Raw genomic sequence first — 25394 nt, forward strand, 5'->3', positions numbered from 1 at the left:
TGATGCCAAAAAGTAAGAGCCCTTCGGCGGCGGTGAGCCGAGGCAAGACTGTGCTGTATGGCATAAGAAATCAGTTACGTCATTTATATTGATTTTTATACCATAAATTATTCCTCAGGATGACAATTTTATATTTATGATATAGCATCATCGAATTCATTTTAATATTATTTCTTTGTCTTAACCGCTATACCTTTAACCTTAGTTTTATTATCGCTCACAAAAGATTCCCAGCCCGAATAGGTTTTAGATTTACCACCTGCGGTAATTTTTTGAAAGGAATGGCAAACCGCAACAGCTAAGCCATCGGTAGCATCTAAAAACTCAGGTGTTTCCTTAAAGTTGAGTAAACGTTGCAACATCGCCGCTACCTGTTCTTTGGTGGCGTTTCCGCTGCCCGTAATGGATTGTTTAATCTTCCTTGGAGAATATTCTGTTACAGGTACATTTCTGGAAAGTGCGGCTGCAATGGCAATGCCCTGTGCACGGCCAAGTTTTAACAGTACCTGGATGTTTTTACCATAAAATGGAGCTTCTATGGCCAATACATCAGGTTTATACTGCTCCATCAAGACCACCGTTTTTTCGAATATGCGTTGAAGTTTAAGAAAAGGGTCGTCTAAATGAGTCATTTTAACCACGCCTAAACTAATCAGTTCCGTTTTATTACCCTTCTCCAGAATTACGCCATAACCCATTACCGCAGTGCCCGGATCGATGCCCATAATTACCCGTTCCTTTTTTTCGTTCAACATTACGGCAATATTAAGCATATTTGCAAATAAAAAATAGAATCTTGACAGGCAGGCAAAAAAAAATATTATCACTTTTTATCAAAGTTGCAATTGTAATATTTGCCTTTTGGTTTATTTATCATAAACTGGTTGCCAATAAAAATCTTCATGATTTCAGTACCCTGTTAAAGGGGATTCCTCGGTTGGAAATTATCATTGTAATCGGTGTGGTAGTCTTACTGATGTTTGTAAACTGGTTTTTAGAGGCAGGCAAATGGAAATACCTGATGAGCCACATTGAGCCTATTGGCTTTTACAGAGCCATAGAATCTGTTTTTTGTGGTTTAACATTGGCTATTTTTACACCCAACAGGTTAGGTGAGTATGGAGGCCGCGTATTTTTCCTCTCCCCGCGAAGAAGAATTGTAGGGATAGTGGCCATGAGTGTGGGCAGTATCGGTCAATTGGTATTAACCAATATTTTTGGGGCTATTGCAGCTTGCTTTTTCGTGTACCGCTTTATCCCTATTGATCGGGTACTGTTTATTGCCCTGGTTTTTTTTGCATTTATTTTTTGTCTTTTTTTTCTGATCTTTTATTTTAACATCCGCTGGTTAAACGGGATTTTATTATCCTTCAGATTCACCAGGAAATACAAGAAATTTTATAGCATTTTAGCCCGGTACAGAAAAAGAGAGTTATTCAAAATTATTACTTACTGTTTTGCCCGTTACCTGGTATTTAGCTCTCAGTATTTTATCTTATTTATATGGCTGGTGCCGGGACTGCATTATGGAGATATTATAATGATGACCTGCCTGCTGTTTTTGGTACAGTCGGCATTGCCTTCTCTTGATCTTTTTGATGTGGGTATCAGAAGTGTTACTGCGGTTGAGCTATTTAAACATGTAACCGATCAGCATGTAGCGGTTATTGCCTGTACTGCCAGTATTTGGCTCATTAATATTATAATTCCTGCTATCTTAGGCACTTATTTCGTTTTTAAACTCAATTTTTTTGGAAATTTTAAATCTAACTAGTTTCTTTTCTGCGGCGCTCACCTTAATTTACGGGTTGTTGGTGCTTAATTTTATAAAAGGATGGCATAATCTGATCTATTTTATACCACAAAAGTCTGATCCTCAAACCAAAGTTTCTATTATTGTGGCCGCAAGGGATGAGGAAGCAAACATCAATAAAACGATTGATGATCTGATTGCTCAGCAATATCCTAAAGCTTTAACGGAGATTATTATTATTGATGACCATTCTACGGATAGAACAGCAGAAATCGTGTTAAGTTATGCCAATCGTAATGTAAAACTGATTAAGTTAAACGAAGACCGGGCGTTAAATTCGTATAAGAAGAAAGCCATACAAACGGCTATCGGTACCTGCATTGGCGATCTGATTATTACTACAGATGCTGATTGCAGGATGGGTCCAAACTGGTTGGTTACGATTGTTAATCTGTATGAAGAGAAAAACTATAAAATGATATCTTCGCCCGTTGCTTATTTTCAGGAGAAGAGTTTCTTTGAGCGGTTACAATCTTTAGAATTTCTTTATTTGATTGGTTTGGGAGCTTCTACTATTGGGAATAAACAGCCATCAACCTGTAACGGTGCAAATCTGGCTTACGAAAAAACAAGCTTTTATGAAGTTGGCGGCTTTCAGGGGATTGATGATCTGGCATCAGGCGATGATGAGTTACTGTTGCATAAAATTGCAGCCAGATACCCGGATCAAATCGGTTTCCTGAAAAACAGGGAAGCGATTGTGTATACACATGCAAAAGAGACACTGGGTGCATTTATCCAGCAACGCAAACGCTGGGCTTCGAAAAGTACCCGTTATAAAAACAAGGCTATCATTGTATTGGGCGTGCTGATTTGGATTTTTAACCTTTCTATTCTCGCAAATTTGATCACCGGGCTTTTTGTTCCGGGCTTTTTAGCCATTACATTTTATCAATTGTTGTTTAAAATGGTTTTAGAAACACTATTTTTATGGGATGTAACGGGTTTTGCCAAAAGGCGAAACTTACTCATTTTAATACCTGTTTTAAATGTGCTTCATGTGATTTACATGGTGTACATCGGCATCGCCGGAAACAGTGGAAAATACAATTGGAAAGGCAGAATGGTTAGATAATGGATAACAGCCCATCAAAAAAAGTGTGGTTAAAGTTTAAACGGAATAAGCTGGCTTTCGCCGGGCTGATCTTTATCTTATTATTGATGCTGATGGGCATTTTGGGTTATCTGATTATGCCAGATGATTCTCCGGATGCGAATGTACAAACCCTCCAGTTAAACAAAAAGAAACCGGGTAGCAGCTTTACATTCTTAATCATCAGCCAAAATCCCAAAGTAGCAGAGGTTAACCTTTTGGAGCGAATGCTTTATGGACAAACACCTACATTTAAAAGTATTCCGATTACCTCATACAAGATAAAAGGAGATGCGGTTTTTGTGCAGGAGTACATTGGAGATGACGAAAAAGCGAAAGAAACCAGATACGAACTGAAAGATTTATGCCCAAGCTGTATTCTGCCTTCAAAAATCGGCACGGCAGAAGCGCGCTTTAAAGAAAATAATATCTATACACGTACTTACATTTTAGGAACTGATATTTACGGACGAGATTTATTAAGTCGATTAATTCTAGGTATCCGTGTGTCGTTATCGGTAGGTTTAATGGCCGTGCTGATTTCGCTTTTGATCGGGGTGAGTTTAGGTGCCATTGCCGGATATTTTGGGGGCAGGATAGATGCTACCATTAGCTGGTTTATGAATGTGGTTTGGTCGCTACCTTCATTATTGCTCGTTATTGCGATTTCATTTGCCCTGGGGAAGGGGTTCTGGCAGATATTTATCGCTGTAGGTTTATCAACCTGGGTAGATGTGGCCAGACTGGTGCGTGGGCAGGTGATGGCTTTAAAAGAAGTAGAATTTGTAGAAGCAGCAAGGGCCCTTGGTTTTAGTACAGCCAGAACCATTATCAGGCATATATTGCCCAATATCGCCGGACCTATTTTGGTTGTGGCTTCTTCTAACTTTGCATCGGCTATATTGCTGGAAACCGGGTTAAGCTTTTTGGGCTTCGGCGCACAGCCACCTATGCCAAGCTGGGGCAGTATGATTAAAGAACATTATGGCTATATCATTATGGATGCAGCATATCTGGCTGTTTTGCCTGGTTTGGCTATTATGTTTACCGTTTATGCCTTTAATGTTCTTGCAATAGGTTTACGGGATGCCTTTGATGTTAAAGGACAAAATGTAACGGTTTAATCATCATCTTAAAATATAGGCTGTATCATATTTGTAATTTACCTGGTCATTCACTCAAGCGAAAATCTTAAAACATAAGCATTAAGATTATCTTCGATGAACACGCCGTGGTTCCCATCTGATAGCCATCGGATCAAGTTGAGAATGAAGATCTATCAACGAATGTTGACTAATAAAATTTATCTGTGAATCCTTCTGATTTTATACCATAAATTATTCCCCAGGATGACTATAGCGCTATGATACAGTTTTTTAATTGCACGAACTTTGTTAAATCCAGTCTATTTCGCTTTTTTCTTATCAAATGAAAATCTTCGTGCTATACTGAAACCCCAACGGTATTGTCCTTTAAGCCAGGAGGTATTGGTATCAGTGATAAACTGTGATTCCTGAATGGCAGTAGCATTAGTAAAATTAAGATGGAAAATATGCCCACCGGTTTCAAATTCGAGTCCGGCACCGAGTGTTTTGTAGTATTTTGTGTCAAACGTGCTTTCGAGATAAGCCTCCTGATTTTTATCCCGGAATGGAATAGTATAATCTGCTACAAAAGCCATGCGTTTGGTAATTTTGATACGGCCGCCAACGGATAAGGCAAGCATATCGTTCTGATCGCCAAAAACGGTAAAATTGCGGTGTATATAGGATGGCATCATCAGCAATGATAAGTTTGAGTTAAACTTACGCGCAATTACAGCCTGTACTACATAGGTCAATCGGTCTTTGAATTCGTTAAATGCATTTGCGGCGGTAGGATCTGTTGAAGCTTTGGCCGCTGATACGGTGGTACTACCGAACAAAGTTACTGATACGGGTACTTTATCATCACTAGTTTGCTCCAGTAAGCGGTATTTTAAGTTTCCTTCATAAAGCTGTGTAACTACACCTGCTCCTTTAGCCCTTGCTAAACTTACCGAAAGCCTGTCGCTGATACCGTATTCAAAACCAATGCGGATATCTGTTGATTGATCCAGCCCAAAAAAGTTTTTGATACCACCTGCACGGCCTGCAATGTCGCCAAATCGGTGGTCTACCCTAAAATCAAGCTCATTTTTATAAATGGTTTCATTGGTTTGGATATTGATGAGTTTAGGTGCTTTAAAAGTAGCCTTTACAGTACTTTTTTCCGTCGGCAGCTGCAATGCGTTTTCAAGCGGATCCTGTGCGAACGCCAAAGTAGGCAGAAGGGTAACTGATAGATATAAAAGAGATTTTAGATGAAATTTCATAAGTTTTATTTTTTGGGTTGATAAACTGCGGTTACTTTTACCTGGATGGTTTCTGCAATCTGCTTAAAAACGATCGTTGGGACTTTGATAGCATGGTCGGCCAGTTTTACATTAAATGTAGAAGTAGCTTTCACCTCATCGGCAGTAATGACGAGCGATCCTTTTGTGGTATATGTTTTGGTAACGCCATGGATCTGCAGGTTGCCCTTAACGGTTACCGGATAAGTGCCAGGTTTTGAAAAATCGATCTGTTCTATAATTTTTCCTTTAAAATCAGAAGCAGGAAACTTATCACTTTCTATATAATTTTCGTTAAAATGTTCCTGCATCAGTTTTTTCTTAAACTGAAAAGAGGTATTGTTGATTTTGAAAATGATATCGTTGGTTTGGGTATTAAGGGCTGAAGCTCCTGTTGTGCTCTGGGCATCAATATCTTCTATAGGTGTTGAAGAAAAAAACGAGGAATTAACGCTTTTACTGACCAAAATCTGCGCCTTTATGCCTGTGCATACTATCAGGGCTATTAATGTGAAAAATAATTTTTGCATCTGTAAATGTGTTTAAGTACTCCAAAAATCGGCTTCATTTTGATGAGTTATTCTGGCATACCTTTATCAAACCATGCCTGTAAAAGTTCTCTTTCGCTTGCCGTTAAGGATCCTCCTTTGGGCATCGTTTTCGTAACCAATACACTATTGGCCACACGGCTATCATTTTTAATAGATGCTATGCCATTAAATAGCCAAACTGATTTGATTGCCCCGTTCGGACCGTGGCAGCTGTTACATTTGGTTTGGAAAAGTGCGCCGGCAAAATTACTATAGGTTACATTGGCTGTCGTTACCGGGGTTGGATCCGTTGGTGTTGCTGGTTTTAATTCTTCCGCTTGTTTTTTAGAACAGGCAAAAAGAAGGGCCGTAATTGCGGCTAACGAAAAGATTACATTTTGTTTTTTCATAGTTAATCGATTAGTAAAACTAGTGATGGATTCATTTTTCTATCCTGATGTTTGATTTTGGTACAATTGAAATATTAACCGTTACGTGGCTTTATCCAGAATGGTTGCCCGTAATAAAAAAATAAAAAAAGCCGTTCTGATTTTACATCAGAACGGCTTTTGGGGTAAGTTATTTAATTAAAAGCTTATCTCCAGGCCTTATACTGGTTAATTAAGCCATTAGTAGAACTATCGTGACTCGAAACTTCTTCGTTGCCTGCCAGTTCTGGAAGAATCTTTTTGGCCAGTTGTTTACCCAGTTCCACGCCCCATTGATCGAAACTAAAAATGTTCCATATAATACCCTGAACAAATATTTTGTGTTCGTAAATGGCTACTAAACTCCCTAATGTATAAGGAGTTATTTTCTTTAATAATATGGAGTTTGTCGGACGGTTTCCTTCGAAAACCTTAAATGGTGCGATTTTTTCAATTTCTGCATCAGATTTACCTTCTTTCTTTAACTCGGCAGTTACTTCTTCTGCGGTCTTGCCGTTCATTAGCGCTTCAGTTTGTGCAAAGAAATTCGATAATAAGATAGGGTGATGATCGCCCAGTGGATTTAAACTTTGTGCCGGTGCAATAAAGTCAGCGGGAATAATCCGGGTGCCTTGGTGAATTAATTGATAAAAAGCATGTTGGCCATTTGTCCCTGGCTCGCCCCAGATAATCGGTCCGGTTTCATAATCAACCTCATTACCGTTTCTATCCACATGTTTACCGTTACTTTCCATATCGCCTTGTTGAAAATATGCCGCAAAACGGTGCATATATTGGTCGTAAGGCAAGATCACCTGCGTTTCTGCATTATAGAAATTAATGTACCAAACGCCTAGTAAACCTAATATTACAGGAAGATTACTTTCAAACTCTGTAGTTTTGAAGTGGTTATCAATAGCATGGGCACCGGCTAGTAGTTGCTTAAAATTATCGAAACCTATACTTAACGAGATAGACAAGCCAATAGCGCTCCATAATGAGTATCGACCGCCCACCCAGTCCCAAAATTCGAACATGTTTTCGGTATCGATACCGAAAGCAGAAACGTCTTTAGCATTGGTAGATAATGCGGCGAAGTGTTTGGCAATATCGTTTTCTTTACCACCATTTTCTAAAAACCAGGTACGGGCAGAGTGCGCGTTCGTCATGGTTTCCTGTGTGGTAAAAGTTTTTGATGCTACCAGGAATAAAGTGGTTTCAGCATTCACGTTGGCTAAAGTTTCAGCAATGTGCGTACCGTCGATATTCGAAACGAAGTGAATATTTAAATGGTTTTTATAGTGTTTTAAAGCTTCGGTAACCATTACTGGGCCTAAGTCTGATCCGCCAATACCTATATTTACCACATCAGTAATGGCTTTACCGGTATAACCTTTCCATTCACCGCTGATGATGCTGTTGCTGAACTTCTCCATTTTAGCCAGTACAGCATTTACTTCTGGCATCACATCCTTTCCGTCAACTAAAATCGGGGTATTGCTCAAATTACGTAAAGCGATATGAAGTACTGAGCGGTCTTCGGTTTCATTGATCTTGTCTCCGTTGTACATCGACTTGATGGCCTCATCTAATTTACACTCACGTGCCAATTGAATCAATAACGCTAATGTTTCGTCGCTGATGCGGTTTTTGCTATAATCAAGCAGGATATCTTCGAAAAAAACAGAGAACTTATTGAAACGATCTGCATCTTCAGCAAAAAGATCTTTAATGTTCTTTTGATTAATATCTATAAAATGGTCGGCTAAATATTTGTAGGCCTCAGTTTCTGTAAAATTTATTTTAGGTAACATAATCTTTGTTTTTTGTAAAAGTAATAAAGCAAAAATTTAAAATGATCTTTTTAATGTGCTAAATCGATAAGAAATTTTTTTTAAAAGAAGAGCTTTCCAAGACTATCAATGACAGATTTAAAAGAATCGCCGTCATTTCGACTGAAGCGCAGCGAAATGGAGAAATCTTTTAACATAGTTCAAAGATTTCTCCCCGCCTGTACGGGCAGGCACTGCGGTCGAAGCGACGACCCCTCAATAGCTGTCATCGAGCCTCCTTTGTATTGGAGAACTCTAAAATCTACCATTAACGCAATGCACTATTCTACCGTGTGGACACAAATATTTTTAGTTTTGTAGATGTTATTATCAAATGGGTATAGAGATTGTTTTCCAGACAAGCGTTTAAATAGCCGTTGTGGCGAGGTTATAAATAATTTATTTACCAAAGGTGTCCATTCCATACGCCAACTGTCCGATAGCCTTTCACAGGCAAAAGGTTTTTATAGATTCCTGAAGAATGAGCGGGTTGAAGAAGATAGCATCATTTCCGATATATCCTCCCGTTGTGGAGTGAGTTGCAAGGGAAAAACAGTCTTATGCATCCAGGATAGTACAGAAATCAATATGTACAAACATAGAAACCGGTTGCAAAAAGATGGTAGTTTAGGTACTACCAATGCAAAATTCCAAGGTTTGGGCTATTTACTCCATCCATCCCTGGTTGTGGATGCCCAAAGCTGTGTTCCCTATGGCTTTTCCTATATCAAAATTTGGAATAGGCCCGAGGTTCGGGTCAATAAACATGTGCGTAAATACAGCACGCTTCCCATACAGGAAAAGGAGTCATATAAATGGATAGAGTCGTCCAAGAAGAGCAAAGAGGCTTTGAAAGAAGCTGAATCCATCATTATTGTACAGGATAGGGAAGGCGATATTTATGAACAGTTTTCCTGCATACCCGATGAAAGAACGGATTTGCTGGTTCGGGCAAGCACAAACCGTACCCTTACGGATAAAACAAAGCTTTTTGACGTGTTTGATGGTCACCCTGCCCAGGGCAGTTATCAGATTAAGGTTGAGGGCGATAAGAGAAAGAAGAGATCTACCCGAATAGCCGATATAGAAGTAAGGTATAAAGAGGTTGAGATCAAAAGGACCGGCACAAGTTCAAAAGAAAGCCCCGATACGGTTAAGCTATTCTATATCGAGGCAAAGGAGAAAGTATCAAAAGGCTGCAACAACCCTGTTTGTTGGAGGATCTTAACAACAATACCCTTAGAAAATATTGATATGGCGCTATGTTGTATAGAGTGGTACAGCTGGCGTTGGACTATAGAAGAAGTTTTTAGGATATTAAAAAAAGAAGGATTCAATATTGAGGCCAGCGAACTTGAATATGGTCAGAGTATTCGGAAATTAAGCCTTCTAATGTTGGATGTGATACTAAAGCTTTTTATGATGCAGCTCTCATATGCTGTTCCAGAGGAAGAAGGACTCTGTGCCGAAAGCTGCTTTTCCAAACAGGAACAGGAGTGCAGCGAAGATCTTATCAAAATATTGGAGGGAAAAACTGAGAAACAAAAAAATATATATAAAAAGCAGAGCCTTAAAAGACATGTTTGGACAATAGCCAGACTGGGGGGCTGGAAAGGCTATGCAAGCGAAAGACCGCCTGGAATAACAACATTATGGATTGGGCTACAAAAATTCGCTGAAATAAATATTGGATGGAGAATCAAAAATATCCCTGAAACTTAGCAAAAGATGTGTCCACACGGTAGAATGCACTATTGGGATATTCATTCTCGCGCATGCGGGAATCTTAAAATGCTTGAATTAGGATTATTCCAAGTTTCATTTTATTTAGGGGCATTCATGATCACGTCATTTCCAATCAAGTTGAGAATGACGTATTTTCAAGGGATGCTACCTAACAAATTTATCAGTAACCTCTGAAAATTCTTTAAGGTTTCCGCTTGATGTTAATTTCGTCTCTCCATAAAATTGTTTAGCTTAGAACACCTAAACTAAACTTCCCATTTATGAAAAAAATATACCTGATCGGCTTTTCTCTGTTGGCATTAAATACTTTTGCTCAAAAATCAGATTTAAGGCCATTGGTTTCGAAGAAAGCGGACGCCATAGCGCAAAAAGTAATTACCTGGAGACGTGATTTTCACGAACATCCTGAACTTGGGAATAATGAAGTAAGAACGGCTGGTATCATTGCAAAACATTTAGAATCCTTAGGTATACAGGTAAAGACTGGCGTAGCCAAAACCGGAGTGGTTGGTATATTAAAAGGCGGAAAACCCGGACCTGTTGTTGCACTGCGGGCTGATATGGATGGTTTGCCTGTTACCGAGCGGGTAGATGTTCCATTTGCCTCGAAAGTGAAAACACAGTATAATGGTCAGGAGGTTGGGGTAATGCATGCCTGCGGACATGATAGTCATGTGGCTATTTTAATGGGCGTGGCAGAAGTGTTGGCCGCTATACAAAAAGATATACCAGGCACGGTTAAATTTATTTTTCAGCCTGCTGAAGAAGGAGTGCCCAAGGGAGAGGAAGGCGGAGCAGCTTTAATGATTAAAGAAGGCGTACTCGAAAATCCTAAAGTGGATGTCATTTTCGGTCTGCATATCAATTCACAAACTGAGGTTGGGGATGTAACCTATCGCCCCGGTGGTACCATGGCCGCTGTAAACGATATGAAGATTACGGTTACCGGCAGGCAGGCCCATGGCGCATATCCCTGGAGCAGTATTGATCCTGTGGTGGTTTCTGCCCAGATTATCAATAACCTGCAAACCATTGTTAGCCGCAATTTAAATGTAACCGAGAATCCAGGAGTAGTTACCATCGGTGCCATTAACGGTGGTGTTCGTTCGAATATTATACCTGAAAAAGTAGAAATGCTGGGTACTGTTCGCAATTTCAGCAAAGAAGATGAAGCCATGTTTATTGAACGGATCAAAACCATCGCTACCAAAACTGCAGAGGCAGGGGGCGCAACTGCGGTAGTGAAAATTCCATACAGCAACCATTACCCGGTTACTTTCAATAATATTGCGCTTACCGAAAAAATGCTGCCCAGTATGCAGTTAACGGCAGGGAAAGAACATGTAAAGTTAAAACCGCCAGTTACCGGCGCAGAAGATTTTTCTTTCTTTCAGGAAAAAGTACCAGGCCTATTTGTTTTCTTAGGTGGTATGCCGAAAGGTCGAGATCCTTTAAAGGCGCCATCCCATCATACTCCCGATTTTTACCTTGATGAAAGTGGTTTCGTATTAGGAGTTAAATTACTTTCCAATCTTACGCTGGATTATATGACCATGAAGAGATAGGCATTAGTTCATTTGTTACATGCATGATCGATCAGGGAAAATCAACTAGTCCGTTAGCTGTCGGCCGATAGTTTTAATTGAAATCGCTATGTGCTATGCTCAAAGCGATTTCCTATCTTTGTTTCCATGACGAAAGAACAGATTCAGGATTTAAGAGACAGAGTAGCGTCTCTGAGGAGGTATCTTTGACGTTGATGAGCTACTTTACGCCATTCGCGAAGATGAAAAATTAACCATGGCGCCCGATTTCTGGGACGATCCGAAAAAAGCAGAAAAAATTCTGGCAGAAATAAGCTCAAAGAAGAAATGGACTGACGGCTTTAACCAAACCCATAATGCGGTTGAGGATGTAGCCGTGATGTTCGATTTTTTTCAATCCGGAGATGCTTCGGAAGCTGAAATGAAAGAACAGTTCGAAACCGGTAAACAAGCTGTAGAAGATCTGGAACTTAAAAATATGCTCCGAAGTAAAGAAGATCAGCTTTCTGCCGTCATGCAGATTACTGCCGGAGCCGGTGGTACCGAAAGTTGCGACTGGGCTTATATGCTGATGCGCATGTACCTGATGTGGGGCGAGAAAAATGGCTATAAAATCACTGAACAAGACAGTCAGGAAGGGGAGATTGCAGGTATTAAATCGGTAACCCTCCAGTTTGATGGCGATTTTTCTTACGGCTACCTCAAAGGTGAAAACGGTGTTCATCGCTTAGTGAGGATATCTCCTTTTGATTCGAATGCGAGGCGACATACTTCTTTTGCTTCCGTATATGTTTATCCTTTGGTTGATGATACCATTCAGATTGATATCAATCCCGCCGATATTGAATTTGAAACCTTCAGGGCTGGCGGTGCCGGTGGACAAAATGTAAACAAAGTTGAAACTGCAGTACGTTTATACCACAAACCATCTGGCATTATCATCAAAAATCAGGAATCGCGATCGCAGTTGCAGAATAAAGAAAATGCCATCCGTTTGCTGAAGTCGCAATTGTTCGAAATAGAAGAACGAAAGCGCAACGAAGCCATTGCTGCAGTAGAAGGATCGAAGAAAAAGATAGAGTGGGGCTCGCAGATCAGAAGTTATGTGCTGGATGACCGGCGGGTAAAAGACCATCGAACCAATTACCAGACCTCTAACCCCGATGCGGTTTTAAATGGCGATATCAACGACTTTTTAAAGGCCTATTTAATGGAATTTTAGTGTATGTATTCAATCACGGATAGGCAAAACATAGCGATATGAATATCATCATCGAAGACTTTAATGTAAAAAAAAGCTTGCTGGAGTCAAATCAGATAATCTGGAAGAAATTTAGCAAGAGACTTAAAGTTATTTCATTGATCTCTTTCTTGTTAGGGATTATTATGTACGGGTATTTGCATTACATTTTAAAAAATGAAGAGATAGATTTAACTGTGTTAATTTTGTGTTGGGTTGTTGCTTTAAGTACCTTTATCAGGCTTTTAAAGACAGAACGTATTTTTTGGAATAAATTTAAGGATACTACAGCCCTGGCATTTCCTTCGAACACGCGGAAGTTGATCATAACTGATGAAGGTATAGAAGGCATTACTGATAATTATCAATCTTTCGCAAAATGGAATATCCTGACTTCGTTCAAAGTTTATGATCAATACCTCAGTATAACAAATGTAATGATGCATACTCCGTTTTTTATTCCAATCCACTTAATGGCTGATGAGGAATATAAATCGCTATTGTTTTATCTTAGGTCGACTAAAAAAGAAATTAAATAGATATGAAATTTGTTTTAATCTCGGTACTACTCGCCATGTTAGTGATTGATCTGAAAGCACAAGAAATAATCCCATTGTATCATGGTGATATTCCAGGTGCAAAGCCTACGCCGGCAACTTATGTTGAACATACCGAAATGCGCAATAATGGCACGCTGAACGTGACTAAAGTATCAGTTCCAACGATGACGGTTTTCATCGCGCCAAAGGAAATCGCAACAGGTACGGCGGTAATTATTTGCCCGGGTGGTGGTTACAGTGCTTTGGCTTTTAGCCATGAAGGAACCGATGTAGCTAAACGCTTTAATGCCATTGGTGTTACTGCATTTGTATTGAAGTATCGTTTGCCGAGTGATGAAATTATGTTTGATAAAACCTATGGGCCATTGCAGGATGCTCAACAAGCCATTTATTTGGTTAGAAAGAATGCCAAAAAATATGGAATTAAGACCAATAGGATTGGGATTATGGGCTTCTCAGCGGGAGGGCATTTTGCTTCAACTTTAGTGGCCCATTATAACGATCTTAAGATTTCTAACCCTGAAAAGATAAATCTGAGGCCAAATTTTGCTGCATTAATTTATCCTGTAATCAGCTTCGAGGAATCAGTACATACCGGTACCATGAAAAATTTATTGGGACCAAATCCTGCCGATAGTTTGAAACATTATTTCTCAGCCAATGAAAATGTAAACAAAAAAACACCCCCTGTTTTCTTTGTACATGCCAAAGATGATAAGACTGTTCCCTATGAAAACAGTGTATTAATGAATGCGGCACTAAAGCAACATCATATTGATACCGATATTTACCTGTACGAAAAAGGTGGACATGGATTTGGCCTGATCAACAAAACTTCTGATGTAGATTGGTTTAACTTGTTGGCTAACTGGTTAAAAAAGGAGAAATTTTAATATCTTTGCAGGATATTTTAACCTCTTAACCGGAAATTCAATGCAAAAAATAATTAAATATGCGATGGTAGCCCTGGTTGCGATCATTGCAATGGCAGGCTGTAAAAAAGAAATTAATTGGAATGCCAGGCCCAATCCTAATGGGAATGGCTGCCAGCTGATGAATTCAAAGACTGACTTTAGCACATTGGGTGAGGTTGAAATCAGCTATAAATATGATGCGTCTGGTAAACTAATCAGTGCAACGAGTGATGGGGTAACCATGACTTATACTTATTCTACTACTAAAGTTACAGGTACGCTGGAAAATGGCGAAAAAACAGAACTCACCTTGACAAATGGCAGGGCTGTTTCCAGTTATATGTCTGATTTTTTTCCAGGGGTAAGTGCAACGAGAACCTATACTTATAATGCTGATGGTTATCTAACGGTTGTTAAAAGCTATTTAGGGAATGTTTTGAATTCAACTGCCGAACTTAGTTATACAGGTGGTAATTTGACACAAGAGAAAGTGACCTATGCCGAGGATGGGAGTGTAGAGACCATTACTTACGAATACGCTGCAGAGGTAGCAATAAACGCATACCAGATGGCCGATCCGCTTTCTGCCATTGTAGATTATATACCTGGGAGCTACTTTGGAAAAACATCAAAGAACGTACTCAAAAAAACTGTTACAACTTCCAATAAGCTGTCAAGTGTTGATACACAGGAATTCAATTATGTTTTTGATAATAAAGGGAATGCAACATCTATCGTGATCAAAAGCTATATCAATAACGGTGGAAGCGCAAATGATACATCCTTAACCAAAATAAGTTTAGTTTATAATTGTAAATAAGATTTGATAAATATAGAAATGGCTGATCGTGATTTGTGGTCGGGCTTTTTTGGGAATTTGATTTTGATATGAACAGGATCAATTCTTCAGTAATCCTTTATCATCTTGTATTGTTTTATCAATTACATCCAGTAAGCCATTGTGATAAGTATCATCTGTTAACTCCCAGAACATGATACCATTTAATTTCTGATCAATTACATATTTGGTTTTTAATGAAATGGATTTAGGATCATCAAAGGTTACCAGATATCGCGTTTTCGGGTTATAATAATATGGCGCTTTAGCTGTCTCATCCCAATAATAGGTATAGCCATTTTCGGATGAAAACTGTTTGCTGAAATCCTTATAGGAAACGCCCCTTAAAAATTTTGTTGGCTGATATAATCCTTGGTCCGCATCTATAATGTTTTCAAAAATACGGGCGTAAAATGCTGCACCTAATGCAATTTTTTGTGCAGGTACCCCTAAATCAATTAAAGCTTTTACCGCATAATCTGCTGATAAAGTTTGGGAAGGGGTAGAATATAAAGGTGAATGGTGTCCGCTTTGTGTTGCATATCCACTTACCAGATCGTAACTCATTACATTTACCCGGTTTACCAAAGGCATTACCTTATCCCATTCAAAGCAAGAGTCAATACAGTTTTTTGTGCCGCCTGCTGCAAAACTAATTTCTGCTTTTTTACCGAGTTTGTTTCTTAGTGCCTTCATTAATAATGTAAAGTTATGCTTATCATCAGGTGTATACCGGTGTCCGGGATAACCCAAAACAGCAGGGTATTCCCAGTCGATATCTATGCCGTCAGCCTTAAAAAAATCTAAAAGCGATTTGGTTGTTTTGGCAAAAGTTTTTCGTCCCTCATTTCTGCTAAATACCTCCGAACAAGTAGCACAACCACTCCAGCCACCCAAAGCAATCATCACCTTTAAATCAGGGTTACGTTTTTTCAGCGCTACCATTTTAGCAATCAAAGCCGAATCTTTGGCTAAAGCAATGTTTAAACTATCTCCTTTTAAATGTCCAAAACTGTAAATCAGATGACTTATTTTCTCAATCGGAAAACTATCAATAACCGACCCACCTTGACCAGTGTAGTAGGCGATAACATTTGGTTTAACTATTTTTTGAGCCTTCAGACCGCCCGCGAAAAGCATAAAAAACATCCAAAGGCAAATTCCAGGCAGACCACTGATATTTTTGAACACGGATTGGGAGATTTTATTGATTATTTTCTGTTAAAATACTTTGGAGTTCATTTAATTCAGCTACTTTTTCTGTCGCGCCGGCATTTTCATAAGCAGAAATCAGGTTTCTGATCACCCGGCGGATAATATCGGTGTTACTGCATGGTTTATAATATTCGGGCAGGGCCTCTAAGTTAAGCTGTCGCAAAAACTGGTCTACATCATGTTTGCCAAAAATGTTACCCCTGTTAAAAGCATTAATATAAAAAAGCACACCATACTCAGTACCTTCTTGCTTGCTATCATCAATATAGCCTAAAATAAAGTGCTGCGGCAAATTTATTCCATACACTGGCAGATCTAATTTTTGGGCCAGGGTAGAATAAATAATAGCCAAAGAGATCTGGTTCCCTTTTTTGCTTTCCAAAACCTGATTCAGGTAGGAGTTTTGCGGGTCGTGGTGGTTTTTGGTGTTGCCACCAAAGCCATACTGCTGATATAAAACATGATTGATCAGTTTTACTTTCTCAACAGAACTCATTTCGTATTGCAGACCCAGCCAGATCTCTCTTTTGATCTCCTCAATTTGGTTAATTACCTTTTGCTCGTCTAAATCAGGATATTGGTAACGGTTTATGATCAAAGCGCCCTGCAATAAATCGAAAGCACCACTTAAATACCAAAGGTTTAAATCTTCTTTAACGGTTTTAAACTGGATTTGATGGACAATGTTTTCAATGCGTTCCTGCATCAGTCCGTCAAAAGATTGTTCCCAGGCATTTTCTAAATAATGGATAACCTCACCACCATATTCGAGCAGTTTTTTCTCCACGTGCTGGTACACTTCCTCATCCGGATCGTCCAACAATTTAACTAAAGCACTTATCTCTGCGATATTTTCCATAAAACATACATACGTTTGCGGCGTTTAATTACTTTTGCAATATTATGTTATTTCAATTTATTACAGATTATCTTAAACACCGTTTAACAGCTAAGAGCCGGCACGGCACGCATTCGCCATTTGTGTATAAGCTCGCCGATGAGGTAATTTACGATTTTAGTGAGAAATCTGAATATAAAAATATAGAGAATCAGCGAAAAAAACTTTTTAATGACGATTCCATCATCACCGTTACCGACCTCGGTGCCGGTTCCCACCTCAATAAAAACCGAACGAAGAAAGTAAGTCAGATTGCCAAAAATGCATTAAAAAGCCCAAGGTTAGCCAAGCTTATTTATCGGCTGGCCAAAAACACCAAAGCAAAAAGTGCGATCGAATTAGGAACTTGTTTGGGTATTACAACTGCTTATTTGGCACAAACAAATGCCCAAACCCAGGTGATTACCATAGAGGGGTGCCCACAAACGGCGGAGGTGGCCAGAAAAAACTTTCAGGAGCTGAATTTAGAAAATATCGAACTTCATGTGGGTAATTTTGATTTAATTTTGCCCGATATTATTGCTCAGCAACCGAGCCTTGATTTTGTTTACATTGACGGGAACCACCGTAAAGATGCTACCTTGAATTATTTTAAGTGGTGCCTGCCAAAAGTTACCGAAAACTCGCTGCTAATTTTTGACGATATTTACTGGAGCAAAGGTATGAAAGAAGCCTGGACCGAAATTAAAAACCACTCTGATGTTACCGTAACCATCGATTTGTTTTGGATCGGTTTGGTTTATTTTAAAAAAGGGCAGGCCAAAGAGCATTTTAAACTTAAGTTTTAATCATCCATGCGGGAACCAAAACTTGCAGGTATTCAAAAACGATCGGCGTTATTTGTTTTGCTGATCAGCCTTTTCTCTGGCATTGCAGCCTACCTGCTTTCGTTGTTTTGTAAAATGGATACCCTTACCCATATCATGTTGGGGTGGGATATTTTTTGCCTCGTGCTCAATTCTCTGCATTGGTACATGTTTTTTCATACCTCTGCTGCCGAAACGCATTTAAAAGCCAAAATGCAGGATGAAACCCGTGGAGAAATTTTCGCTATCGTGGTGGTTTCTACCTTTGCCGGTCTACTTGCTGTAGTTTTACTGCTTATTAATAAAGATATTGAACCGCTTGATCTGGTTATTGCCATACTAGGCATGTTTTTATCATGGTTTTTAGTACATACCACCTTTACGATGCGTTATGCCCATTTGTATTATGGCGATAATAACAAAGAAGCATCTGAAAAGGGCGGTTCAGGATTGGAGTTTCCAGGAAATGATCAGCCTGATTTTGTGGATTTTGCCTACTTCTCTTTTGTATTAGGCATGACTTTCCAGGTTTCGGATGTGGAAATCTCTTCCCGTGAAATCAGAAGACTTTCCCTTTTACATAGTTTGATTGCTTTCATATTCAACACCGTTATAGTTGCATTAACGATTAATGCACTGGCGGGTTTAAGCAAATAATTCTTTTTGAAGGACTTAAGGAGTTTGATTTGGTCTTGGCAGATTCTTTAGTCGATAGCAGTTTTTTTGGAAATGAAGGGTTCGGTTCCTTTGGCGGGCATCCGTCCCGCTCTCCGTTCCTTCAGGTGAAGAACCGGAACCACTTCGATCAGGTTTATTTACAACGGTTAATTGCCGTTCGGTACATGCGGGGAGCAGTCTGTTCGGTGATAAACCTGACCGTAGCGAACACGATTGCAACGAAGTAAAGCGGATGGGGGGCTACGATAGCCAAAAACCACAAGCCGTTCGTTTTAAAATTAAAAAAGTGATGTTTAGGCTTAGGAAATGGACAGTTCGGTTCTTTTGGCGGGCTTCAGTCCCGCTCCCGTTCCTGCTCCGATGAAGAATCGGGAGCATCCACTCAGATCGGGTTTAGGTACCAAGGATAGATGCCTTTGGGCGAGATTTAAGGAGCAGCCCATTCGGTGCTAAGCCTAACAGTAGCGAACACGATTGCAACGGAGTAAAGCGGATGGCGGAGCTACAATAGCCAAGAGCTACAGGCATTCGTTTTCGATAAAATTTAAATTAAATTATCTGAATAACAATGTTTTATATGTTATAACTGTTTTTTTAGTAATATAACTTTATTTTTAGTTGTAAAACTGAAAAATAAGTTATAGATTTGGTTATGGAAGAATTGACCAAAGCAGAAGAGCGCATCATGCAGGTTCTATGGAAACTGCAAAAGGCATTTGTGAAAGATATTATTGAGGAATTGGATGAAGAACCGAAACCGCCATACAATACCATTTCATCCATTGTGCGTTTGCTCGAAAAGAAAGGCTATCTAAACTATAAAGCTTATGGTAAAACCTATGAGTACTTTCCGGCCATTACCAAGGAGGAATATGCTAAAACCACTTTCTCAAAAGTGTTTTCTGGTTATTTTGATAATTCTCCAACCAGTTTGCTGTCATTTATGGTAAAAGAGGAAAAGCTAAGCGAAAAGGATATAGAAGAAATCAAAAAAATCATTAACCAAAATTCGATGTCATGATTTTAATCTATGTGTTAAAGGTATCGGCCTGTATGGCATTGTTCTTTGGGTTTTATATGTTGGCTTTAAGAAAGCTCACATTCTTTAAGATCAACCGTTTTTATCTGCTGACTACGCTTATTTTAAGTTTTATCATTCCTGCTTTGCAATTCGAATTTAAACGGGAGATAGCAATAGCCGAAATTGAGGCTCCAATTAATATACCTGAAATAGCACCCACTGATCAGGCACCTGTTCTGCTTAGTCAGCCCATTATGGCAGAGTACCAGCCAATGGTAACGCATAAACTCGATTGGATGATGGTGATATATTACTTTTATGGTTCCACAGTTTTATTTTTACTGTTAGTTTATCTTTGGCGTTTGTTCAGCTTGCTTAAGCATACTAATAGATACATAAAAAATGCCGATGGACTAAAGCTAATCATCAAAAGAGAAGGTTTCACCAATTGTTCCTTTTTTAACTATGTTTTTATAAATGATGCCGGTTTAAGTGTAAAGGATTTATCAGTTCTACTTAAACATGAGCAGGTACATGCCAGTCAATACCATTCAATAGATAAAATGATTTTAATGGTTTTTAAATCTTTTTTATGGTTTAATCCGATCGTTTACCTATATGACAAAGCTTTGGAGCAAGTGCATGAATATGAGGCAGATGCTATCACTTCTTTAAACTTTGGGAATGAGGCTTATGCCAATCTTTTATTAAAACTGGCCATAACAAAAAGTAATATGCCTCTGATACATAACTTCGTTAAAAGCCCAATTAAAGACCGGATCAAAATGTTGTTTAGTTTGAAATCTGAAAATAAGAAAAAAAATGCCTATTTCCTGGTTTTACCTATGACATTGATTCTATTGTGGACATTTGCCATAAAATTTGTTTATGCAGGTAAACAGATTTCTCCTGAAAATAAATTTCAGAAAGCTCAAAAAAGTTTTATCAAGCCTGGGCAAACATTATTAGATGATACTATTAATGTGGTAAAAGATTTAAGAGCAAGCTATGCAAAAAATATTAGAAAAGGTAGCGAAATGCTTGGTAAAAAACTTAATGTTAAGTTTCTTGGCTTTCGGAACTCAAAAAATGGAGTTTTAGGAGATATTAGCTACCATAATAAAATTTACTCCTTTGAGGCAATCATGAATTTAGGGAAGCTCTCTACTGTCAAAATCGGTGACAGTTTAAAAATAGAAGTTAATGGCTTTTCAGTGCCGGAATCCTATAATGAAGTGACATTGTGGACGAATAAAATTTCTACAGCCAAAGGACATGTACTTTATGAAAGATCATTAAATAATCAGCCATTTTTATATGGCATGAACGGACTTAGATTTACTTTTTCGAGAATAGCCGCAATTGATCGGGATGCAAATCATATCCAAAGAATTACATTAAAACATAATCATTATAGGATAATACTCGATGTTGCAGAAGAAAACTTTTCTGGTAGTAATATCCAAGTTGGTGATGAAATCAGTGTGGAATTTTCAGGTGAAAAGTTGATCGCGCCAGATACCTACTTTTCTAATCAGATAGTCGAACTACATTCGCGCCAAAATAGATACACCTTTAAAGCTAAAACGCGTTATGCTAAATATCACAGTAGTGCTGATGCTATCACTGGAGTAACAACTTCTTTAAAAAAAGTAGGTAGCCCTATTAAACCCAAAATCATCTCCTTTGGTAAGATGACCGGAGATGTCGATAAGAAAATCTCTTACATAGAGAATGCCGTTATTGATATTGTGAACAGCAGGTTAACAGCAAAGTTGGTAGAACTGGATCAGCTTAATCATAAAATGACAGCTAAAAATGCAGTATTAAGAGCTAATCAAGGGGGTTCATTAGCAGCATCAGTAATCGTTTTCGATCTAACCAATGGAAATTTTAATGCTGAGTCCCGTAGTGGGAAAGTAGAAAATCCAAAAAAGCGTGAGCTAGAGCATCAGTTAAAAAATGCCCTTTTAGCTCAACCAATTAATAAAGCCGACGCAAAAGTAGAATATCGTGCTAAAGATTCTGTAAAGATGAGCAAGGATAAAAGCATCGTTTATTTATTTGGAGACGCAATGGTTATTTATAATGGTATTAAAGTTAATGGTTCAAAAATAACTTATAATAAAAAGAATAACACATTTTTGGCTAATGGCGCCACTGTGTCTTCAGATAAAATTGATGGGTTAATTAAAGCGGACAGTATTTACCTCGATCTTAAAACTTCGAAAGCTACATTATTCGGTGAAAATTTTTAAACTTATCTGTCATTCATATTGATTTTATAAAATAAATTATCCCTTCAGGATGACATAGCAACGAGTGGTAAACAGTAAGTATTTTCCGTGCTTTCTGTGTTTCCGTGGCAATAAACCATATGTGAGGGTTAGTCGCTAAAAAATCCTTCGACTCCGTTCAGGATGAATACCAGGCTAAGGCCACTATGCCATCAACCCTTTTCCATCTTACTTCATTCATTCCCTAAAACGCTTCTGCTAAACTGATATAAAACCCTGCCTGGCGTTTTTCATTGGGCAATTTTTCGCCTATTCCATAATCAAGCCGTACGCTTAAACCTTTTGCCGGATCGAAAAAATAACGGCCGCCAAAGCCATAATTAGGCTTTAGTCCATCAGTATTAAACTGGCCATTGCTAAATACCTTACCCGTACCCGCAAAAGCTACAATACCGAAACGGTTCATAAAACGGTAGCGGATTTCAATCTGTGCTGCCATTAAATTCTCATCGCGATAACGGCCGCTGTAATAGCCCCGCATCATTTGGTCGTTACCCAATTGCTGCAACAAATAAAATGGTGTGCTGTTACTTTGTGTAGTATAATAAATGCCCTGTACGCCCAAAACTACTTTTGGTACTATACTGAAGAACCCGCGGAGATCGAGCTTAATCTGTGAGCCATTGAAATTTTCCCCGCCAAAAAAATCCGGCGCATATTGATAAGTAGCCCTACCGAAAAAACCTTTGGTAGGATAGTTGTTGCTATTGCGGGTATCATAACTTTGCGATGCACCAATCCAGGCTACAGAACCACCATCTCTATCCAAAATTTTTGGATTAGTGGAATAAATACCGCCTGGCTGCCTGTCTATAAAATGATGGTTTTCAAAACCCAATGAAACACCAGTGTAGGCCTTTGGTAAAGTATTCATTTCGGCATCAAAAAGTGTTTTAAAAATCCTTTGATCTAATTTGTTTTCGTCTGATTTTGTCGTGTAGTTGCCGATGCCATAAAAATTAAAGGGCTGATTTTTGAAACGGATATCGCCGATAAAATGGTATTTATTGCCTTTAGTCCACATATCGCCCTTCAGCATAAAATTAGCCGTCTTTTTGGTAGAGTAGGTGGTATTCAGTGCGAAATTGGAACTGCGGTTCAGCGTATCCTTACGGTCTACATAAAAGGAATAAATAGCCCCAACACCAAATTCGAATCCCGTTTCCTGACTATATCCAAAGGCAGGTAAAGGTAAAAAGCTGGCTTTGCGCGTAGTATCTTTTTCGTTGGAGAGCATCTTCCTGATCAGTTTCATTTGTGCAAAAGAATTGCCTGAAACAAGCGCAAGTAAGATAACTAGATAATATTTTTTCATTGCCGCAAATTACTCATTTTATTTACTTGATCGTGTACCTTTTATTGCTGAATGTAGAAACTCATACCCTGGCTATAAAAAAAGGAGCGGTTTTCAGTTCCGCTCCTTTACTTCCCAGTTTATTGTATTTACAGGTTTACTTTAATAAAATAAAGCCTGTTCCGGTCTACAGATTTCGTAGCAGGTAAAATCTTCTGCGCAAATCCACTGGCGTTATTATCTACTACGCCAAAATCATCATCATTGGAAATTACCAGGATGTTTCCTGGGAGTAATGCCAGCCCTTCTGCTTTATCGTGAGGATAGGATCCTGGTAAATCTTTAATCAGGTCTAATACCTGCGATTTGCTTACCGGCACAATTCCTGCATCACTCAGACCTTGTGCGTTTAATAATTGCTCAACAGTTTTTCCTCCATACAATTTACCATTGTCCGAATTGCTTGCATCTGAGATATCTGTAGCTTTGGTGATGTCAATTTTGAATACCCGTTTAAAGGCAGTAGTGGTATTGCTTGGATCGATGCCATATTTTCCATCGCGCTCCAAGGTTAAGAATGTGGTACTGTTTACAGCAACGATTTCGCTTACGCCGGTAAGTGAAGCATCTTCCATCAGGTAGGCATACTGTTTAGTTTCACCACTTGCTATATCAAAAGTCAGAATTCTGATCACCATAGAACCTGATACTGCTCCTTTAGAAGGATTATACATTGGCGATTGCATGATGCCTACGAGGGTTTTGCCATCGGGCGTTATGGTTAAGCCTTCCATGCCCCGGTTGGCTCGTCTTTTAGCAAAAACGGCCGGGATTTTACGGCCGCCGGTGCCGCTTCCGAAGGGATTGATTCTTTCCAGTGTTTTTCCGTTGGCATCAAAGTGTACCAGGTGAGGGCCATATTCATCACTTACCCAGTAAGAACCATCTGCTGCCCTAACTAATCCTTCTGAATCTAAGCCATCGGCACTCGGACTAATGGCATTGCCATTTAAATCAAAAGGAGTTTCTCCTGTTGAGCCCATCCCAGCCGGATTAGGTATTCCGTTTAATTTGTTTCCTGATGCATTTTTCAGTTCTATGGTTTGTTCGAGATATAGTTTACCATCCTTGAGTCTGAACTTACCAATCTGCGGGGCAAAATCGGGTTTGCCGATAATGATGGAGTTTGATGCCTGTCCACCCACATTGGCACCGCGGTCGGTAAGCATATAAAATACATTTGGATCTGTTGGATCAGCCGCTAAGGCCGAACCAAATCCTCCGTTATATACATTTACGTCGTTGGCTGTAGTAAACAGTACAGCCGGCGAATTGACTTCGGCCATGTTAGGATAATTAACTGTAGCGGAAATTTCTTCTCCTTTATTTTTTTTACAGGAAATGGCCGCAACCGCATATAACGCGGTGATAAAAAGTAATTTTTTATTCATTTGATTGGATTGGATGCGCGAAATTAGATGGAGCATGTTAATCCAGTATTAAATGAGGGTAAAGAAAATACGTAGCCTTTAAGTGGAATAGCTGCTGTCATTGCTTTCCAAAAAAGATGTGATCGCTTATCTGCAGTGAAAGCTCCTGAAACACCCGTCCGACCGGCCGGAAGTTCAGGATGACGATTGCGATGAGGATTTTGCATTTATACGCTGACATTACGCTCTTAATAAAATCTTTAAACTCTTTTCAGGATGACGATCGCCAGGATTTAATGCAAAGCCCGCCGCTACCTAAACCGGATTGGCGGGGAAAGCCCGCAGGTGAGGCACGAACCGCGTACTTGTACCAGAAAGCCGGGCTGACTTTAAAAATAGCTACTGTCATTGCTTTCCAAAAATAGATCCTTCGACTCCGCTACCATTGATAGATGCACTTTGCGGTCGTCATTCTCGTGTATGCGGGAATATCAAAGCGCTTGTATTAAGATTCCCAATCAAGTTGGGAATGACGATCTCTTGAGAGAGATACCTACAAAAAAATTATCTGTAAGCATATTGATTTTTATATAATAAGTTATCCCACAGGATGACGATCGCGATTGGCTTTTTGCATTTTTAGGTTGCCATTACTTTCTAAATGAAAGATCCTTCGTACCTACCATTGACGTTAATTTTTAATTATTTGATAATTAGTTACTTATGAAATATGTATTTCCATCCAACAAGGCCTTCGCACTGGGTCTCCGTTCTACTTAAGTCCGGCCTAACAAATTTTTCGGACTCCACCGACCAAGCCCTATTACTGGCTTTGAAAGAAAAATT

Annotated in this window: 22 protein-coding genes; 13 read left to right on the forward strand and 9 right to left on the reverse strand. The window is 39.1% G+C overall.

The window, feature by feature from the left end:
- Window positions 1-167 precede the first annotated feature (167 nt).
- Window positions 168-755, reverse strand: coding sequence for a crossover junction endodeoxyribonuclease RuvC (gene ruvC, locus QZ738_RS01085; RefSeq protein ID WP_293783229.1), 588 nt, complete (start codon window positions 753-755; stop codon window positions 168-170).
- Between the two features lie 41 nt (window positions 756-796).
- On the opposite strand from ruvC, the gene QZ738_RS01090 reads away from it, so the two are divergent.
- The 3 genes from QZ738_RS01090 to QZ738_RS01100 are packed head-to-tail and all read left to right on the forward strand — an operon-like array spanning window position 797 to window position 4030.
- The gene (locus tag QZ738_RS01090; RefSeq protein ID WP_293783232.1) at window positions 797-1774 is read left to right on the forward strand and encodes a lysylphosphatidylglycerol synthase domain-containing protein; all 978 of its coding nucleotides are present in this window, start codon (window positions 797-799) and stop codon (window positions 1772-1774) included.
- Window positions 1752-2888, forward strand: coding sequence for a glycosyltransferase (locus tag QZ738_RS01095; protein WP_293783235.1), 1137 nt, complete (start codon window positions 1752-1754; stop codon window positions 2886-2888). The genes QZ738_RS01090 and QZ738_RS01095 overlap by 23 nt, the downstream gene beginning before the upstream one ends.
- Window positions 2888-4030, forward strand: a complete 1143-nt coding sequence (locus QZ738_RS01100; RefSeq protein ID WP_293783238.1) for an ABC transporter permease — start codon at window positions 2888-2890, stop codon at window positions 4028-4030. Before QZ738_RS01095 ends, QZ738_RS01100 begins: the two co-directional genes overlap by 1 nt.
- A gap of 281 nt (window positions 4031-4311) precedes the next feature.
- Here QZ738_RS01100 and QZ738_RS01105 read toward each other — a convergent pair whose 3' ends face one another.
- From QZ738_RS01105 to pgi, 4 genes are all read right to left on the reverse strand, one after another.
- Window positions 4312-5259: a DUF5777 family beta-barrel protein gene (locus tag QZ738_RS01105; protein WP_293783241.1), complete on the reverse strand. Its 948-nt coding sequence runs from the start codon at window positions 5257-5259 to the stop codon at window positions 4312-4314.
- Window positions 5260-5264: 5 nt separating this feature from the next.
- Window positions 5265-5807: a YceI family protein gene (locus QZ738_RS01110; protein WP_293783244.1), complete on the reverse strand. Its 543-nt coding sequence runs from the start codon at window positions 5805-5807 to the stop codon at window positions 5265-5267.
- 47 nt (window positions 5808-5854) lie between these two features.
- Complete coding sequence (locus tag QZ738_RS01115; protein ID WP_293783247.1) at window positions 5855-6217, reverse strand: hypothetical protein; 363 nt, start codon at window positions 6215-6217, stop codon at window positions 5855-5857.
- Window positions 6218-6402: 185 nt separating this feature from the next.
- Window positions 6403-8049, reverse strand: coding sequence for a glucose-6-phosphate isomerase (gene pgi / locus QZ738_RS01120; protein WP_293783250.1), 1647 nt, complete (start codon window positions 8047-8049; stop codon window positions 6403-6405).
- Window positions 8050-8388: 339 nt separating this feature from the next.
- On the opposite strand from pgi, the gene QZ738_RS01125 reads away from it, so the two are divergent.
- The 6 genes from QZ738_RS01125 (at window position 8389) to QZ738_RS01150 (ending at window position 14891) form a co-directional block, all read left to right on the forward strand.
- Window positions 8389-9789: an IS4 family transposase gene (locus QZ738_RS01125; protein ID WP_293783253.1), complete on the forward strand. Its 1401-nt coding sequence runs from the start codon at window positions 8389-8391 to the stop codon at window positions 9787-9789.
- Window positions 9790-10073: 284 nt separating this feature from the next.
- Window positions 10074-11378, forward strand: a complete 1305-nt coding sequence (locus QZ738_RS01130; RefSeq protein WP_293783255.1) for an amidohydrolase — start codon at window positions 10074-10076, stop codon at window positions 11376-11378.
- Between the two features lie 126 nt (window positions 11379-11504).
- A protein-coding gene (gene prfB, locus QZ738_RS01135) for a peptide chain release factor 2 (protein WP_293783257.1) occupies window positions 11505-12579 on the forward strand; the annotation gives its coding sequence in 2 pieces (ribosomal slippage) (window positions 11505-11564 and window positions 11566-12579; 1074 coding nt in all).
- A gap of 38 nt (window positions 12580-12617) precedes the next feature.
- Window positions 12618-13136 (forward strand): hypothetical protein, encoded by a 519-nt coding sequence (locus QZ738_RS01140; RefSeq protein ID WP_293783259.1) that lies wholly within the window; start codon window positions 12618-12620, stop codon window positions 13134-13136.
- A gap of 2 nt (window positions 13137-13138) precedes the next feature.
- The gene (locus QZ738_RS01145) at window positions 13139-14050 is read left to right on the forward strand and encodes an alpha/beta hydrolase (protein ID WP_293783261.1); all 912 of its coding nucleotides are present in this window, start codon (window positions 13139-13141) and stop codon (window positions 14048-14050) included.
- 40 nt (window positions 14051-14090) lie between these two features.
- Complete coding sequence (locus QZ738_RS01150; RefSeq protein WP_293783264.1) at window positions 14091-14891, forward strand: hypothetical protein; 801 nt, start codon at window positions 14091-14093, stop codon at window positions 14889-14891.
- Window positions 14892-14969: 78 nt separating this feature from the next.
- Here the strand turns inward: QZ738_RS01150 and QZ738_RS01155 are convergent, their stop codons facing one another.
- Together QZ738_RS01155 and QZ738_RS01160 are read right to left on the reverse strand one after the other, a co-directional pair.
- Window positions 14970-16100 (reverse strand): glycoside hydrolase family 18 protein, encoded by a 1131-nt coding sequence (locus QZ738_RS01155; RefSeq protein WP_293783266.1) that lies wholly within the window; start codon window positions 16098-16100, stop codon window positions 14970-14972.
- Between the two features lie 13 nt (window positions 16101-16113).
- Window positions 16114-16983: a transglutaminase-like domain-containing protein gene (locus tag QZ738_RS01160; protein WP_293783269.1), complete on the reverse strand. Its 870-nt coding sequence runs from the start codon at window positions 16981-16983 to the stop codon at window positions 16114-16116.
- Window positions 16984-17027: 44 nt separating this feature from the next.
- On the opposite strand from QZ738_RS01160, the gene QZ738_RS01165 reads away from it, so the two are divergent.
- The 4 genes from QZ738_RS01165 to QZ738_RS01180 all read left to right on the forward strand — a co-directional run bounded on the left by QZ738_RS01165 (window position 17028) and on the right by QZ738_RS01180 (window position 21785).
- On the forward strand, window positions 17028-17810 hold the full coding sequence (locus QZ738_RS01165; protein WP_293783272.1) for an O-methyltransferase: 783 nt from the start codon (window positions 17028-17030) through the stop codon (window positions 17808-17810).
- Between the two features lie 6 nt (window positions 17811-17816).
- The gene (locus tag QZ738_RS01170; protein WP_293783275.1) at window positions 17817-18485 is read left to right on the forward strand and encodes a DUF1345 domain-containing protein; all 669 of its coding nucleotides are present in this window, start codon (window positions 17817-17819) and stop codon (window positions 18483-18485) included.
- A 673-nt stretch (window positions 18486-19158) separates the two neighbouring features.
- Window positions 19159-19527, forward strand: a complete 369-nt coding sequence (locus QZ738_RS01175) for a BlaI/MecI/CopY family transcriptional regulator (protein WP_293783278.1) — start codon at window positions 19159-19161, stop codon at window positions 19525-19527.
- Window positions 19524-21785 carry a M56 family metallopeptidase gene (locus QZ738_RS01180; protein ID WP_293783281.1) on the forward strand — a complete coding sequence of 754 codons (2262 nt, stop codon included), beginning with the start codon at window positions 19524-19526 and terminating at the stop codon, window positions 21783-21785. The genes QZ738_RS01175 and QZ738_RS01180 overlap by 4 nt, the downstream gene beginning before the upstream one ends.
- A gap of 223 nt (window positions 21786-22008) precedes the next feature.
- Here QZ738_RS01180 and QZ738_RS01185 read toward each other — a convergent pair whose 3' ends face one another.
- Both QZ738_RS01185 and QZ738_RS01190 read right to left on the reverse strand, forming a co-directional pair.
- Window positions 22009-23139 (reverse strand): polymerase, encoded by a 1131-nt coding sequence (locus QZ738_RS01185; protein WP_293783284.1) that lies wholly within the window; start codon window positions 23137-23139, stop codon window positions 22009-22011.
- Between the two features lie 128 nt (window positions 23140-23267).
- The gene (locus QZ738_RS01190) at window positions 23268-24569 is read right to left on the reverse strand and encodes an esterase-like activity of phytase family protein (protein WP_293783288.1); all 1302 of its coding nucleotides are present in this window, start codon (window positions 24567-24569) and stop codon (window positions 23268-23270) included.
- Window positions 24570-25394 lie beyond the last annotated feature (825 nt).

It is taken from the genome of uncultured Pedobacter sp. (assembly GCF_913776295.1).
Classification (GTDB): Bacteria; Bacteroidota; Bacteroidia; order Sphingobacteriales; family Sphingobacteriaceae; genus Pedobacter.

Coding starts and splice junctions, on each gene's coding strand:
- ruvC (WP_293783229.1), bottom strand. CDS start 755: ATGTTGAACGAAAAAAAGGAACGGGTAATTATGGGCATCGATCCGGGC.
- QZ738_RS01100 (WP_293783238.1), top strand. CDS start 2,888: ATGGATAACAGCCCATCAAAAAAAGTGTGGTTAAAGTTTAAACGGAAT.
- QZ738_RS01105 (WP_293783241.1), bottom strand. CDS start 5,259: ATGAAATTTCATCTAAAATCTCTTTTATATCTATCAGTTACCCTTCTG.
- QZ738_RS01110 (WP_293783244.1), bottom strand. CDS start 5,807: ATGCAAAAATTATTTTTCACATTAATAGCCCTGATAGTATGCACAGGC.
- QZ738_RS01115 (WP_293783247.1), bottom strand. CDS start 6,217: ATGAAAAAACAAAATGTAATCTTTTCGTTAGCCGCAATTACGGCCCTT.
- pgi (WP_293783250.1), bottom strand. CDS start 8,049: ATGTTACCTAAAATAAATTTTACAGAAACTGAGGCCTACAAATATTTA.
- QZ738_RS01125 (WP_293783253.1), top strand. CDS start 8,389: ATGTTATTATCAAATGGGTATAGAGATTGTTTTCCAGACAAGCGTTTA.
- QZ738_RS01130 (WP_293783255.1), top strand. CDS start 10,074: ATGAAAAAAATATACCTGATCGGCTTTTCTCTGTTGGCATTAAATACT.
- QZ738_RS01140 (WP_293783259.1), top strand. CDS start 12,618: ATGAATATCATCATCGAAGACTTTAATGTAAAAAAAAGCTTGCTGGAG.
- QZ738_RS01145 (WP_293783261.1), top strand. CDS start 13,139: ATGAAATTTGTTTTAATCTCGGTACTACTCGCCATGTTAGTGATTGAT.
- QZ738_RS01150 (WP_293783264.1), top strand. CDS start 14,091: ATGCAAAAAATAATTAAATATGCGATGGTAGCCCTGGTTGCGATCATT.
- QZ738_RS01160 (WP_293783269.1), bottom strand. CDS start 16,983: ATGGAAAATATCGCAGAGATAAGTGCTTTAGTTAAATTGTTGGACGAT.
- QZ738_RS01165 (WP_293783272.1), top strand. CDS start 17,028: ATGTTATTTCAATTTATTACAGATTATCTTAAACACCGTTTAACAGCT.
- QZ738_RS01170 (WP_293783275.1), top strand. CDS start 17,817: ATGCGGGAACCAAAACTTGCAGGTATTCAAAAACGATCGGCGTTATTT.
- QZ738_RS01175 (WP_293783278.1), top strand. CDS start 19,159: ATGGAAGAATTGACCAAAGCAGAAGAGCGCATCATGCAGGTTCTATGG.
- QZ738_RS01180 (WP_293783281.1), top strand. CDS start 19,524: ATGATTTTAATCTATGTGTTAAAGGTATCGGCCTGTATGGCATTGTTC.
- QZ738_RS01185 (WP_293783284.1), bottom strand. CDS start 23,139: ATGAAAAAATATTATCTAGTTATCTTACTTGCGCTTGTTTCAGGCAAT.
- QZ738_RS01190 (WP_293783288.1), bottom strand. CDS start 24,569: ATGAATAAAAAATTACTTTTTATCACCGCGTTATATGCGGTTGCGGCC.